Below are 13,720 nucleotides of genomic sequence, written 5' to 3' on the forward strand. Positions count from 1 at the left end.
GCGGCAGCTGCCCCGGGTGTCCGGCAGACGGCCGGACACCCGGGGCCTCCCCCAGAGCCCGGCCCCGGGGCCACTCACAGGCCCTGGGGCCGGGCCCGCCGACGGCGGGGGCCCCGGGCCCTTAGGAGAGGCCGGGCGCGGGGAATGCGGCCATCAGCTCGGCGACCTCGGCGCGGATCGCGGCCAGAGCGTCCTCGTCGCCGGTTCCGGCCGCGGTCACCCCCCGGTCGATCCACTCGGCGACAGCGGCCATGTGCTGCGTGCCGAGACCGCGGGAGGTGAGCGAGGGGGTGCCGATACGGACGCCGGACGGGTCGAACGGCTTCCTCGGGTCATAGGGCACCGTGTTGTAGTTGACGACGATCCCCGCCCGGTCGAGCGCCTTCGCCGCCACCTTGCCGGGGACGTTCTTGGGGGTGAGGTCCATCAGGATCAGATGGTTGTCGGTGCCGCCGGAGACCAGATCGAAGCCGCGGGCCAGCAGTTCTTCGGCAAGCGCGCGGGCGTTGGCCACGACCGCGTGGGCGTAGTCGCGGAAGGAGGGCTGGGCCGCCTCGTGGAGTGCGACCGCGATGGCGGCGGTGGTCTGGTTGTGGGGACCGCCCTGGAGGCCGGGGAAAACGGCCTTGTCGATCGCCTTGGCGTGCTCCTCGCGGGACATCAGCATCGCACCACGCGGCCCGCGGAGGGTCTTGTGGGTGGTCGTGGAGACCACGTCCGCGTGCGGGACCGGCGAGGGGTGGGCGCCGCCCGCGATCAGACCGGCGATATGGGCGACGTCGGCGACCAGGACCGCTCCGGACTCCTGGGCGATGTCCGCGAACGCGGCGAAGTCGATCGTGCGGGGAAGGGCCGTGCCACCGCAGAAGATGATCTTCGGTCGCTCCTTGAGCGCGAGTTCGCGCACCTCGTCGAAGTCGATCAGCCCGGTGTCCTGGCGCACGCCGTACTGGACGCCGCGGAACCACCGGCCGGTGGCGGAGACGCCCCAGCCGTGGGTGAGGTGGCCGCCCATCGGCAGGGCCATGCCCATCACGGTGTCACCGGGCTCGGCGAAGGCGAGATAGACGGCGAGGTTGGCCGGCGAGCCGGAGTAGGGCTGGACATTGGCGTGCTCGACGCCGAAGAGGGCCTTGGCCCGGGCGACGGCGAGCCGTTCCACCTGGTCGATGTTCTGCTGGCCCTCGTAGTAGCGGCGGCCGGCGTAGCCCTCGCTGTACTTGTTCTGCAAGACCGTCCCGGAGGCTTCCAGGACGGCTCGGGATACGTAGTTCTCGCTGGGGATGAGGCGAAGGGTGTCGGCCTGAAGCTGTTCCTCGGCGCCGACGAGGGCCGCAAGCTCGGGGTCCGCGGCCTGGAGCGCGGGGTGCGGCAGGGGAAGAGTCATGGTGTCCTCCGGGGCGATCCGTGCTGGTCGTGGTCCCGGGATGCCGCTCGGGATTCCCCTCGACGAAACGGGAGGACGCGCGGCACCACACGGGACGTGTCCCGCGGTGCCCAGGCGGGCGGCACCTCGTGTGATCTTCCGCGCGCGGTTCCCTCGGGGTTACTTCCCCGTACGCCAGTCGCCGTGCGTACTGTCCAGCCTAGCGGCCCCACCCCGCAGCAAGGTTTCTTCGTCCGCCATACGAGCGACGATAGAAACAGGGGCACACCCCGTCCCACGCCGAATACCTTGTCACTACGTGAACGGAGATCCCGTGTCGCAATCGGAGAGCGCCATCGCCTCTGCTGAGGCCCACAGCGCGCACAACTACCACCCGCTCCCCGTTGTCGTCGCCTCGGCGGACGGCGCGTGGATGACCGATGTCGAGGGGCGCCGCTACCTCGACATGCTCGCCGGGTACTCGGCGCTCAATTTCGGCCACGGAAACCGCCGGTTGATCGACGCCGCCAAGGCGCAGCTGGAGAGAGTCACGCTCACCTCCCGCGCGTTCCACCACGACCGGTTCGCCGACTTCTGCACACAGCTCTCCGAGTTGTGCGGCATGGAGATGGTGCTGCCGATGAACACCGGGGCGGAGGCGGTGGAGACCGCCGTGAAGACCGCCCGGAAATGGGGATACCGGGTCAAGGGCGTCCCGGACAACATGGCGAAGATCGTCGTGGCCGCGAACAACTTCCACGGCCGCACGACCACAGTGATCAGCTTCTCGACGGACCAGGAGGCACGGGCGGACTTCGGTCCGTACACCCCCGGCTTCGAGATCGTTCCGTACGGGGATCTGACCGCGATGGAGGCGGCGCTCACCGAGAACGCCGTGGCCGTGCTGCTGGAGCCGATCCAGGGCGAGGCCGGGGTGCTGGTGCCGCCGCCCGGGTATCTGGCCCGGGTCCGGCAGCTGACCCGCGAGCGGAATGTGCTCTTCATCGCGGACGAGATCCAGTCCGGCCTCGGCCGGACCGGCAAGACGTTCGCCTGCGAGCACGAGGGCGTCGTGCCGGACATGTATGTGCTGGGCAAGGCGCTGGGCGGCGGTGTCGTCCCGGTGTCGGCGGTCGTCTCCTCCCGCGACGTGCTCGGTGTCTACCGTCCCGGTGAGCACGGCTCGACCTTCGGCGGCAATCCGCTCGCCTGCGCGGTGGCCCTGGAGGTGATCGCGATGCTGCGCTCCGGCGAGTTCCAGCAGCGCGCCACCGAGCTGGGTGAGCACCTCCACCATGAGCTGGGCCTGTTGACCGGCGGTGGCGCGGTGGAGGCGGTACGCGGCCGCGGGCTGTGGGCAGGCGTCGACATCGTGCCGAGCCACGGCACGGGCCGCGAGATCTCCGAGAAGATGATGGACCGCGGAGTCCTGGTCAAGGACACCCACGGTTCGACGATCAGGATCGCCCCGCCGCTGGTGATCAGCAAGGAGGACCTGGACTGGGGCCTGGACCAGTTCAGGGCGGTGCTCGGGGCCTAGGGTCTCTCGTTTGGATCTTGCCGGGCTCGCGTGCCCTGGTGCCGCGCCTCGCGGCGGGGCCGCCGACGACGGGAGGCCTGGGCGTCAGAGGCCGGGACGTCAGAGGATGACGTGGGGCAGGAAGCGGGCGTACTCGTCCGTGACCGGCCCCGCCGACTCCCTGATGCCGAGGCCCGCCGCCTCGTCCTCGACCACCCAGGCGCCGAGCACCACACGGTTGCCTTCGAAGTCCGGCAGCGGAGCGAGCTCCTGGTAGCAGCACGGCTCGTCCCGCAGCACCGGCTCGGCGCCCGGCTCGTGGAGCGTGACGCCCGCACCCTCCCGGCCGAGGAGCGGCTTGGCGACGTACCCCCGCTCGGCGGCGAGTTCGCGCGGGCCGTCGAGATAGGCGGGGAGCAGGTTCGGGTGGCCCGGGTTCAGTTCCCACAGGACCGCCAGCAGCGCCTTGTTGGAGAGCAGCATCTTCCAGGCCGGCTCTATCCAGCAGGTGGTGCCGGTGCCGCCGCCGTTGTCCAGCGTGTCGAGGACGTGCGGTCCGAAGCGGTCGGTGGTCAGCCACTCCCACGGATAGAGCTTGAAGCAGCTGCGGATGAACCGCAGCCGGTCGTCGACGAAGCGTCCGGACAGCCGGTCCCAGCCGATCCGTTCGACGGACAGTGCCTCGGTGGCGAGCCCCGCCTGTTCCGCGGTCTCGCGCAGATACGCCACGGTCATCAGATCCTCGCCCAGTTCGTCGCCGTCCGAGTGGACGAAGTGCAGCGGCCCGGGCGGCAGCAGGGGCGCCTGTCGTTTCCAGGCGTCGATCAGGCGCTCGTGGAGGGAGTTCCACTGGTCGGCGCCGGGGAAACGATCCTCCATCCAGAACCACTGGGGACTGGCGGCCTCGACGAGGGACGTGGGGGTGTCGGCGTTGTACTCCAGCATTTTGGCCGGCCCCGTGCCGTCGTAGCGCAGATCGAACCGGCCGTAGACGGAGGGGAGTTCGTCACGCCGTCGCCAGGATTCGGCGATCAGCGAGGCGAGCCTCGGGTCGGTGATGCCGAGATCGGCGAAGCGGTCGTGCTCGACCATGTGCGCGGCGGCGGCCAGGCACAGGGCGTGCAGTTCCTCGACGACTTCTTCCAGGGCCTCGACCTCGGGCAGCGAGAAGGAGTAGTAGGCGCTCTCGTCCCAGTAGGGACGCAGGGATTCGTCGGGATAGCGGGTGAGCGGATAGACGAGGCCCTGCTCCTCGACGATCTCCTGCCAGCCGGGCCGGGGTTCGATGGTGTGCCGCTTCATGCTCGGCGCGCCTCGCCCGCTCGTACGCTCATCTACCTGTCCGCCTGTCCGCCGTCCACGCCTTCGCTCGCGCGTGCCGGTGTGCCCGAAAGCCCGTGTGTCCGTGTGTCCGTGTGTCCGTGCGTCCCCATGCCCCCGGGGCTGGGGCCTCTCGCTGGATCCTGCCGGGCTCGCGTGCCCTCGCACCGCTCACCGATCCGGCCTGATCCAGACGAAGGAACCTAGCCGCCGCTGGAACCGGAGTGGCCGAAACCGCCGCTCTCGACGGCCGACCGGTCGAAGCTGCCGCCGCCGGCCTTGCCGTTGCGGTAGTTGCCGCCGTAGTAGTACCGGCCGCTGCCGTCACTGTCGTCGCACTCGTAGCTGGGCAGCTTCTCGTAGGTCACCGGATCGACGCAGCGCCGGTCCGGGTCCGAGCCGCAGGAGGTCAGCGTCGCCGCGAGCATCCCCATGCCACCGAGCACGACCGTGCCCGACCTCAGCCTGCGTCCCGCCATCAGCCCGTCTCCCCGTTCGATTCCAGCCAGTGAGCCGCCGGACAGACTAGAGGGCCGCCCCGCCCGCCTGGAAACCCGGCCCGCCAACCCTCCTCATCTACAGTCGCTTTGTGCTCTTTGGGATGCTCTGCGCGCTCGGTTCCGCGGTCTGCTTCGGCACGGCCTCCGTCTTCCAGGCCGTCGCCGCCCGCGCCACGGAGCCGGGTACCGGCTCCGGCGTGGACGCCGCACTGCTGCTGCGCGCCCTGCGCCAGTGGCGTTATCTCGTCGGTCTCGGCCTGGACGGCCTCGGTTTCGTCCTTCAGATCATCGCCCTGCTCTCCCTCCCCATCTATGTCGTCGGTGCGGCGCTCGCCGCCAGCCTCGCGGTCACCGCGGTCGTCGCGGCCCGCCTCCTCCATGTCCGCCTCAGCGGCACCGAGTGGGCCGCGGTCGGCGTGGTCTGCGCCGGTCTGGCGATGCTCGCGCTCTCCTCGGGCGAAGAGGGTGACCGCACGGGATCGACCGCGCTGCGCTGGTCGATGCTGGGCGTGGCGTTCGGCGTGCTGCTGCTGGGCGCGGCGGCGGGCCGCCTTCCCGGCAAGCCGCGCGCGCTTGCCCTCGGCCTCGGCGCGGGCTTCGGTTTCGGCGTCGTCGAGGTCTCGGTCCGGCTGATCGATTCGCTGGCGCTGCCCGAAGTGCTCGCCAACCCGGCCCTGTACGCGCTGCTGATCGGCGGCGGCGCGGCGTTCCTGCTGCTCACCTCCGCCCTGCAGCGCGGCTCGGTGACGACGGCCACGGCCGGCTTGGTGCTGGGCGAGACGATCGGTCCGGCGGTCGTGGGAGTGGTGTGGCTGGGCGACCGGACCCGGGAGGGTCTGGAGTGGCTGGCGATCACGGGCTTCGCGGTCGCGGTGGCGGGCGCGCTCGCGCTGGCGCGGTTCGGCGAGCCTCCGGCCGTCCCGGGTGAGGCGCCCGAACCCGCTGCCCCCGCATGAAAACCTGAAGGCCGTGGACGTCACGGCCTCACGGCAGCGCCCGGCACAGCGCGTCCAGCGCGGGTGTCCATGCGCTGTCCGGTGGCGTCCCGTACCCCACCACCAGGGCGTCCCTCCCCGCCGGCGTGTCCTTGTGCCGGAGCCCGCCCATCCCCGAACTGGGACGCCTGGGCGCGACCCGGATCACCTTCGGTCCGGGCCTGCACAGCAGGGCGATGGAGGCGGTACGGAAGATCGCCGAGACCCTGCGCCGGAACTAGGGTCTTTCGTTCGGACCTTGCCGTGCTCGACCTGGTCCGGTCGGAAGACCCTAGGGCGTTGTCTGCGGACCAGGCCTGGTCGCCTCGGCGTCCTTCGCCAGGTTCACCGCCGACAGCAGGCTCAGCCCCGGCTCCGCCTGCCGCAGCGCCTTGATCGCGTTGATCGAGTCCGCGGGTTCCTTGATGCCGGCCGCGTCCAGCTGCTGGCGCACCCAGCGGCCCCGCAGTTCGGCGACCGAGGTGTCCGCGGCCTCGGCGACGATGGCGGCGGCGCGCTCCAGTCCGGGGCGCTCCTCCGGGGTTGCCGTGGACAGCGCGGCGCGGACGGCATCAGCGATGCCGTCCGCGTCACGCAGGACCAGTACGTTGAGTTGCTGCTGCCTGCCGAGTCCGAACATGCACCGATCCTCGTACGCGCCCGCCGTCCGTTCAAGCCACTTGAGCCCTTTCAGAGGTGGCGGACCGGCGGCAGAGGCGGCGGACCGTCCCCGCAGCGGCGGCGAACGCGACCACAGGCGGGCGACCATCGAGAGCCGGCGGGCTACTTCTTCGCCAGCCAGGCCTTCCATGTCGGCCCGTTCTCCTTGACCCATTTCTCCGCCGCCGCCTCCGGCGACATCTTCCGGTCGGCGATCATCAGCGCGACGTCGTTCTGCTCCTTGGTGGTCCAGGCGAAGTTCTTCAGGAAGGCAGCCGCCTTCCCGCCTGACTTCTCGAACCCCGCGTTGAGGAACTTCTGCAGCGGCGTGTGCGGATAGGCGCAGGCCACCTTCTTCGGGTCGGCGTCGCAGCCCTCCTTGTACGGAGGAAGCTTCACCTCCGTCATCGGCACCTTCTCGAACAGCCACTGCGGCTTGTACCAGTAGGTGAGGAAGGGTTTCCTCTCCTTGGCGAACTGCTTGATCTGGGTGATCTGCGCCGCCTCCGAACCGGAGAACACGACCTGGTAGTCGAGCTTCAGGTTCGAGACCAGCGCCTTGTCGTTGGTGATGTACGACGGCGAACCGTCCAGGAGCTGCCCCTTGCCACCGCTCTCCGCCGTACGGAGCCGGTCGGCGTACTTGTCGAGGTTCCTCCAGTCGGTCACGTCCGGATGGGCCTCGGCGAAGTACGCAGGGACGAACCAGCCGATGTGGCCGGTCACGCCGAGTTCGCCGCCGGGCGCGATCGTCTTCTTGTCCTTGACGTACCGCTGTTCCTGCTCCGGGTGGCCCCAGTCCTCCAGGATCGCGTCCACCCGCCCCTGGCTGAGGGCGTCCCAAGCGGGCACCTCGTCGACCTGAACCGTGTCGACGCGGTAGCCCAGCTCGTGTTCGAGCAGATATTTCGCCACGGCGACATTGGCCTGCGCGCCCACCCACGACTGGACGGAGAGGGTGACCGTCTTCGCGCCCTGGGCTGCCGCGTACGGCGACGACTGCTTGGTCATGTCGGCGGCGCCGCAGCCGGTGAGCGCCATGAGCGCGGCAGCGGCGGCGAGTGCGGTGATTCTTGTACGAGCGGCCATCTCAGGCCCCCTTTCCGGCGCGGCGTTCCGTCGGCTGTGTGATCCGGTCGAGCATCAGGCCGAGGCAGACGATCGCCGCGCCCGCGACGAGGCCGGTCGCCAGGTCGCCCTGGGCCAGGCCGAACACCACGTCGTAGCCGAGGGCTCCCCCGCCGACCAGGCCGCCGATGATGACGACGGCGAGGACGAGAACGACGCCCTGGTTGACGGCGAGGAGCAACGCGGGCCGGGCAAGGGGAAGTTGAACCTGCCACAGCTGCTGCGTCGCGGTCGCGCCCAGGGAGCGCGAGGACTCCGTCGCCGCCGGGTCGACACCGCGCAGGCCCTGGGTGGTGATGCGTACGACGGCGGGCAGCGCGTAGACGACGGCCGCGGCCACCGCCGGGGCCCGCCCCACGCCGAACAGCGCGACGACGGGGATGAGGTAGACGAACTGCGGCATGGTCTGGAAGATGTCGAGCACCGGGCGGAGCAGCCGTTCGAGGCGCGTGCTGCGGGCCGCGGCCACGGCCACGGCGAAGCCGAGTACCAGCGTGACCGCGACGGCGGCGAGGACCTGCGAGAGGGTGTCCAGCGCCGGGTCCCACACCCCGAGCACCCCGATCGCCGCCATCGCGACGACGGCGGTCAGGGCGGTGCGCCAGGTGCCGATCAGCAGCGCGAGGACGCCCACGATCAGCAGGACGGACCACCAGGGCAGCGCCTGGAGGCCTTGCCGTACGGGGTCGAGGACCCAGGTGGTGAAGTGGGCGGCCCAGTCGGCGGTGCCGCCGACGACGGGGACACCGGAGTAGAGGTGCGCGGTCATCCAGTCGACGGCACGGTTGACGGGCTCGGCGATGTCGGCCGTCCAGTCGTCGGGCCAGGTGAGCCGGCCGGCGAGGCGCCCCGCGACCGCGACGGCCACGACCGCGACCCCCGCCAGGGCCCGGCGCAGACCCGGGCGGCTGTCCGGCTCGGTGCCGATCCGCTCCCCCGCCGCGCCCGCGGTGCGGTCCAGGACGACGGCGAGCAGCACGATCGGGATGCCCGCGGCGAGCGCCGCGCCCACGTCGACGGAGGCGAGGGCCTGGTAGACCCGGTCGCCCAGGCCGCCGGCGCCGATCACGGACGCGATGACGGCCATCGAGAGGGCCATCATGATCGACTGGTTGACGCCGAGCAGCAGTTCCTTGCGGGCCAGCGGGAGCCGGGCGGTCAGCAGCCGCTGCCGGGCCGTCGCGCCGAGTGAGGCGGCGGCTTCCATGACCCCGCTGTCGGCGCCGCGCAGACCGAGCGCGGTGAGCCGGGCCATCGGCGGAGCCGCGTACACCACGGTCGCGAGGACCGCGGCCGGGACGCCGATGCCGAAGACGAGGACCACCGGCAGGAGATACGCGAACGCGGGCAGCACCTGCATGGTGTCGAGGACGGGCCGCAGGGCCCTGTTCGTACGGTCCGAGAGCCCGGCCGCAAGCCCGAGCAGCGCCCCGACGGCGACGGACGCGGCGACCGCGACCACCATCAGGGCGAGGGTCTGCATGGTCGGCACCCACATGCCGAGCAGTCCGCAGGCGGCGAACGCGGCGACCGCGCCGAGGGCGAGGCGCACACCGGCGACCCGCCAGGCGATCAGTCCGGCCGCGGCGGTGACTCCGGCCCAGCCGCCGGCGAGCAGCACCAGGTAGACGCCGCGCACGGACAGGACGACGGCGTTGCTGATGTGCCCGAAGAAGTAGAGGAACAGCGGGTGGCTGTCCCGGTTGTCGATGATCCAGTCGCTGGCGTGGCCGAGCGGCCCGGACGGGTCGACGGAGAGCGAGTCCGGCCAGTTGCTGCCCGCGAAGGTGATGCCGAGCGGTACGAGCACGATCACGGCGAGGGCGAGCGGCAGGAGCCTGCGGACGGCAGGGTTCGAGAGCGGCCCGCGGGTCGCGGGGCCGGCCTTGCGTACGAGCGTGGTGACGGCGGTCATCGGCGCCACCGCCTCGGGTTCCCGGCGGGTTTCGCGCACCTCATGCCGCCGCCTTCCCGGTCGGCACGCCCGCCACGACCCCGAGCAGGCCCGCGTGGTCGACCACGCCAAGACACCGGCCGTTCTCGACGACCCGCGCCGACACGCCGCTGCGGGCAACCGCCTCGATCGCCTCGAAGACGGTCGCGTCGGGGCCGATCGACGGACCCGCCTCGGCCTCGCCCGCGACCGCGGGGCGCATCGCCGTACGGACCGTCATCACCTGCTCGCGCGGCACATCGCGCACGAAGTCCCGGACGTACTCGTCGGCGGGCGAGCCCACGATCTCCTCGGGCGTGCCCAGCTGCACGATCCGGCCGTCCCGCATCAGCGCGATGCGGTCGCCCAGTTTCAGCGCCTCGCTCAGATCGTGCGTAATGAAGATCATGGTGCGGCCCTCCTCGCGGTGGAGCCGGATGACCTCCTCCTGCATGTCACGGCGGATCAGCGGGTCGAGCGCGCTGAACGGCTCGTCGAAGAGGAGCACTTCGGGGTCGACGGCGAGCGCGCGGGCGAGTCCGACGCGCTGCTGCTGACCGCCGGAGAGCTGGCTCGGCCTGCGGCTCTCCATGCCTTCGAGGCCGACCTTGGCGACGATCTCGGCCGCCTTCTCGCGGCGGGCCGCCTTCCCGAGGCCCTGGATCTCCAGCCCGTAGGCCACGTTGTCGATCACCGAGCGGTGCGGGAGCAGCCCGAAGTGCTGGAAGACCATGGAGGCACGGTGGCGGCGCAGTTCGCGCAGCCGCGCCGGGCTCATCGCCAGCACGTCCTCGCCGTCGATGGCGACCGACCCGGACGTCGGCTCGATCAGCCGGGTCAGACAGCGCACAAGGGTCGACTTGCCGGAACCGGAGAGGCCCATGACGACGAAGACCTCGCCCTTGCGCACGTCGAAGGAGACGTCGCGAACGGCGGCGGTGCAGCCGGTGCGTTCGCGCAGTTCGGCGGCGGGAAGCGCGGCGAGTTCGGAGCCGGGTATCCGGTCCGCCCTCGGCCCGAAGACCTTCCACAGGTCGCGCACCGAGAAGACGGCCGGCGCTTGTGTTCCGTCGCTGCCCGGGGCTGCGACGGCGGTCGTGGTCCCCGTATTCGTTGCCTTGCTCGTTCCGGCTCCGGTCATCGGACGGGACCCCTTTCCTCGGGCGCCACTGCGAGCAGCTCCGCGCATTTCTCGCCGACCATGAGCACCCCGATCATCGGGTTCACGGCCGGAATGGTCGGGAAGACGGACGCGTCGGCGATCCTGATGCCGTCGAGCCCCCGGATCCTCAGGTCCGGTGCCACCACGGCCTGTTCGTCGTCGGCCGCGCCCATGCGGCACGTACCGGCGGGGTGGTAGACGGTGTGGGCGACCTTGCGGGCGTACTCGCTCAGGTCTTCGTCGGAGGTGATCTCCGGCCCCGGGCAGACCTCCCGCTTGAGCCAGCCGGCCAGCGGCCGGGCCGCGGCGATCTCGCGGGCGATCTTGATCCCGTCGACGAGCGTGCGGCCGTCGTGGTCGTCCTCGTCCGTGAAGTAGCGGAAGTCGAGAGCGGGCTTGGCGTGCGGGTCCGCGCTGGTCAGAAAGAGCCGGCCGCGGCTGCGTGGCTTGGGGATGTTCGGTGTCATCGACACGCCGTGCGCGGGCCGTTCGTAGCCCAGCCGCTCGGGATGGTCGGTGAAGGGGATCTGGTAGAAGTGGAACATCAGGTCCGGGCCCTGAGCTGCGGGATCACGCTGTACGAACAGGCCCGCGTCGCTGTCCGTCGCCGAGTTGCCGGGGATGGGCCCGTGTGTCTCCCAGACGATCACCGACTCCGGGTGGTCGAGGAGGTTCTCGCCGACGCCCGGCAGGTCGTGGACGACCGGGATGCCGAGGGCTTCGAGGTCGGCGCGGGGGCCGATGCCGGAGTGCAGCAGCAGCCGCGGGGTGTCGACCGCGCCCGCGCAGACGAGGACCTCGCGCGTCGCACCGACGAACCGCTCCTCACCGTCCTTCGTCCACACCTGCACGCCGGTCGCCCGCGTGCCCTCCAGCTCCAGCCGGTACGCCCAGGTCTCCAGGGCGATATGGAGGTTCGGCCGGTCCAGGAAGGGGTGGAGATAGGCGACCGAGGCGGAGGAGCGCTTGTTGTTCTCCGGGTGGTACGCGAGGTCGAAGAAGCCGACGCCTTCGTGGAAGGGCTTCTTGTTGAAGCCTTCGACGCGCGGGACGCCGAGCGCCGCTCGGGCGGCGTCGACGAAGTCGCGGGCGACGGCGTTACGGTCCGCCTCGTCGACCGGGACGATGTTGTTCCGCAGCCGGTCGAAGTACGGGTCCATGGCAGCCGCGTCCCAGCCCTCGGCCCCGGCAGCCGCCCACTCGTCCCAGTCGGACGGCAGCGGCCGGAAGGCGATGAGGGTGTTGTGGGAGGAGCAGCCGCCGAGCACCCGGGCACGGCTGTGCCTGATGTGGGAGTTACCGCGGGGCTGTTCGGTGGTGGGGTAGTCGTAGTCGAGTTCGCCGCCGAGCAGTCCCGTCCACCGCCGCAGGGTGAGGACGTCGTCCCGGCCGACATCGCTCGGCCCGCCCTCGATGACGGCGACGGTGACGTCCGGGTCCTCGGTGAGCCGGGAGGCGAGCACCGATCCGGCGGTACCGCCGCCGACGACGACATAGTCGTACCTGGTCATGGTCTGCTCCCTCCCGTCAGCCCGCGAACCAGCGCAGGGGGCGCGGGGCGAGGTTCTGGTAGATGTGCTTGGTCTCGCGGTACTCGGCGAGACCGGAGGGGCCGAGTTCGCGCCCGATGCCGGACTTGCCGAAGCCGCCCCACTCGGCCTGCGGGAGGTACGGGTGGAAGTCGTTGATCCAGACGGTCCCGTGCCGCAGCCGCCCCGCGACGCGCCGCGCCCGGCCCGCGTCGGCGCTCCAGACGGCGCCCGCGAGCCCGTACTCGGTGTCGTTGGCGAGGCTGACGGCCTCGTCCTCCGTGCGGAACGTCTCGACGGTCAGGACGGGCCCGAAGATCTCTTCGCGGACGACGCGCATGGTGCGGTTGCACTGGTCGAGGACGGTGGGCCGGTAGAAGTACCCGTCACCGGCGGGCCGCTGTCCGCCGGCCCGCAGCACGGCGCCTTCGGCCAGCGCGGAGGCGACGTACTCCTCGGTCCTCGCGAGCTGCTGCCTCGATACGAGGGGGCCGCACTCGACACCGTCGTCGGTCCCGCGACCGAGGCGGATCTTCTCGGCGCGCCGGGCGAGTTCGGCGACGAAGCGCTCCCGCAGGGACTCCTCGACGATGAGCCGTGATCCGGCGGAGCAGACCTGTCCGCTGTGGATGAAGGCGGCGTTGAGGGCCTGGTCGACGGCGGTGTCGAAGCCTTCGTAGCTCGCGCAGGCGTCGGCGAAGACGACGTTGGGGTTCTTGCCGCCGAGTTCGAGGGCGACCTTCTTGACGCTGTCGGCGGCGGCGCGCATCACCTTCGTACCGCTGGTGAGTCCGCCGGTGAACGACACGAGGTCGACGTCGGGGTGTTCGGACAGCCGGGCGCCGACGGTGTCGCCCGGGCCGGTGACGATGTTCGCCACTCCGGAGGGCAGGCCCGCCTCCTCCAGCAGCTGGATCAGCTCGACGGTGGTGAGCGGAGTGATCTCGCTCGGCTTGATCACAAAGGTATTGCCGGCGGCCAGCGCCGGGGCAATCTTCCAACTCGCTTGGAGGAGTGGGTAGTTCCACGGAGTGATCAGGGCGCAGACGCCGACGGGCTCGTGGACGACCACACTGTGGATGTCCGGCGAACCGGCGTCGACGACGCGTCCCGCGCTCTCGTTGATGACGAGGTCCGCGAAGTAGCGGAAGGCGTCGCTGACGCAGTCGACGTCGACGCGCCCTTCCTCGACGGTCTTGCCCGCGTCCCGGCTCTCCAGCTCGGCGAGCGCCTCCCGGTTCCGCTGAAGCAGGTCCGCGACGCGCCGCAGCACGGCTGCCCGCTCGGCGACGGGGGTACGCGGCCACTCACCGTGGTCGAACGCGGCACGCGCCGCGGCGACCGCGGCGTCCGTGTCCTTCACGCCGCCCTCGGCGACGACGGCGAACACGGTCCCGTCAGCGGGGTCGAGTATCTCGCGCGCGGTGCCGGATGCGGCGCCGCGCCACTCTCCGCCCACATGAATGGTCAATTGTGCCGACACGTCCCGTTTTGCCTTCCGTTACTGATGGATTTCCTGCTGGCAGGGCCAGCGGACGGGGCGCCTGCCCCTCGGGCAGGAATCCATGCGCAACGGGTAACCGGAAGTGTCCGGTGTCACTTGTTCACCAGCTATGTCCCCGCGGCGGG

Annotated in this window: 12 protein-coding genes, 1 pseudogene and 1 riboswitch; of the genes and pseudogenes, 3 read left to right on the forward strand and 10 right to left on the reverse strand. The window is 71.0% G+C overall.

Annotated features, from left to right (window positions below):
* Positions 1-121: 121 nt before the first annotated feature.
* A complete protein-coding gene (gene glyA / locus OG293_RS13250) occupies positions 122-1,387 on the reverse strand; it encodes a serine hydroxymethyltransferase (protein WP_405999009.1) in 1,266 nt (421 codons plus the stop codon).
* 101 nt (positions 1,388-1,488) lie between these two features.
* Positions 1,489-1,579, reverse strand: a riboswitch (ZMP/ZTP riboswitch).
* A 121-nt stretch (positions 1,580-1,700) separates the two neighbouring features.
* On the opposite strand from glyA, the gene rocD reads away from it, so the two are divergent.
* The gene (rocD, locus tag OG293_RS13255; protein ID WP_405999010.1) at positions 1,701-2,906 is read left to right on the forward strand and encodes an ornithine--oxo-acid transaminase; all 1,206 of its coding nucleotides are present in this window, start codon (positions 1,701-1,703) and stop codon (positions 2,904-2,906) included.
* Positions 2,907-3,005: 99 nt separating this feature from the next.
* Here rocD and OG293_RS13260 read toward each other — a convergent pair whose 3' ends face one another.
* The gene (locus OG293_RS13260; protein WP_405999011.1) at positions 3,006-4,187 is read right to left on the reverse strand and encodes a glutathionylspermidine synthase family protein; all 1,182 of its coding nucleotides are present in this window, start codon (positions 4,185-4,187) and stop codon (positions 3,006-3,008) included.
* A 221-nt stretch (positions 4,188-4,408) separates the two neighbouring features.
* A complete protein-coding gene (locus tag OG293_RS13265; protein WP_405999012.1) occupies positions 4,409-4,684 on the reverse strand; it encodes a hypothetical protein in 276 nt (91 codons plus the stop codon).
* Between the two features lie 122 nt (positions 4,685-4,806).
* On the opposite strand from OG293_RS13265, the gene OG293_RS13270 reads away from it, so the two are divergent.
* Positions 4,807-5,661: a hypothetical protein gene (locus OG293_RS13270; RefSeq protein ID WP_406003584.1), complete on the forward strand. Its 855-nt coding sequence runs from the start codon at positions 4,807-4,809 to the stop codon at positions 5,659-5,661.
* Between the two features lie 28 nt (positions 5,662-5,689).
* On the opposite strand, the pseudogene OG293_RS13275 reads toward OG293_RS13270, so the two are convergent.
* Positions 5,690-5,800 (reverse strand): annotated as a pseudogene (locus tag OG293_RS13275) (PLP-dependent aminotransferase family protein); the annotation flags it as partial.
* Here OG293_RS13275 and OG293_RS13280 point away from each other — a divergent pair.
* Positions 5,787-5,921 carry a hypothetical protein gene (locus OG293_RS13280; protein WP_406003852.1) on the forward strand — a complete coding sequence of 45 codons (135 nt, stop codon included), beginning with the start codon at positions 5,787-5,789 and terminating at the stop codon, positions 5,919-5,921. The pseudogene OG293_RS13275 and the gene OG293_RS13280 overlap by 14 nt on opposite strands.
* 50 nt (positions 5,922-5,971) lie before the next feature.
* Here the strand turns inward: OG293_RS13280 and OG293_RS13285 are convergent, their stop codons facing one another.
* The 6 genes from OG293_RS13285 to OG293_RS13310 are packed head-to-tail and all read right to left on the reverse strand — an operon-like array spanning position 5,972 to position 13,574.
* Positions 5,972-6,490, reverse strand: coding sequence for a hypothetical protein (locus OG293_RS13285; protein WP_405999013.1), 519 nt, complete (start codon positions 6,488-6,490; stop codon positions 5,972-5,974).
* Positions 6,463-7,428, reverse strand: coding sequence for an ABC transporter substrate-binding protein (locus OG293_RS13290; protein ID WP_405999014.1), 966 nt, complete (start codon positions 7,426-7,428; stop codon positions 6,463-6,465). Before OG293_RS13290 ends, OG293_RS13285 begins: the two co-directional genes overlap by 28 nt.
* Position 7,429: 1 nt before the next feature.
* A complete protein-coding gene (locus tag OG293_RS13295) occupies positions 7,430-9,382 on the reverse strand; it encodes an ABC transporter permease (protein ID WP_406003585.1) in 1,953 nt (650 codons plus the stop codon).
* 40 nt (positions 9,383-9,422) lie between these two features.
* Positions 9,423-10,541, reverse strand: coding sequence for a glycine betaine/L-proline ABC transporter ATP-binding protein (locus tag OG293_RS13300; RefSeq protein ID WP_405999015.1), 1,119 nt, complete (start codon positions 10,539-10,541; stop codon positions 9,423-9,425).
* The gene (locus OG293_RS13305) at positions 10,538-12,073 is read right to left on the reverse strand and encodes a GMC family oxidoreductase (RefSeq protein WP_405999016.1); all 1,536 of its coding nucleotides are present in this window, start codon (positions 12,071-12,073) and stop codon (positions 10,538-10,540) included. Before OG293_RS13305 ends, OG293_RS13300 begins: the two co-directional genes overlap by 4 nt.
* A 16-nt stretch (positions 12,074-12,089) precedes the next feature.
* Positions 12,090-13,574, reverse strand: coding sequence for an aldehyde dehydrogenase family protein (locus OG293_RS13310; RefSeq protein ID WP_405999017.1), 1,485 nt, complete (start codon positions 13,572-13,574; stop codon positions 12,090-12,092).
* Positions 13,575-13,720 lie beyond the last annotated feature (146 nt).

This window comes from Streptomyces sp. NBC_00829 (assembly GCF_045161795.1).
Taxonomy (GTDB): domain Bacteria; phylum Actinomycetota; class Actinomycetes; order Streptomycetales; family Streptomycetaceae; genus Streptomyces.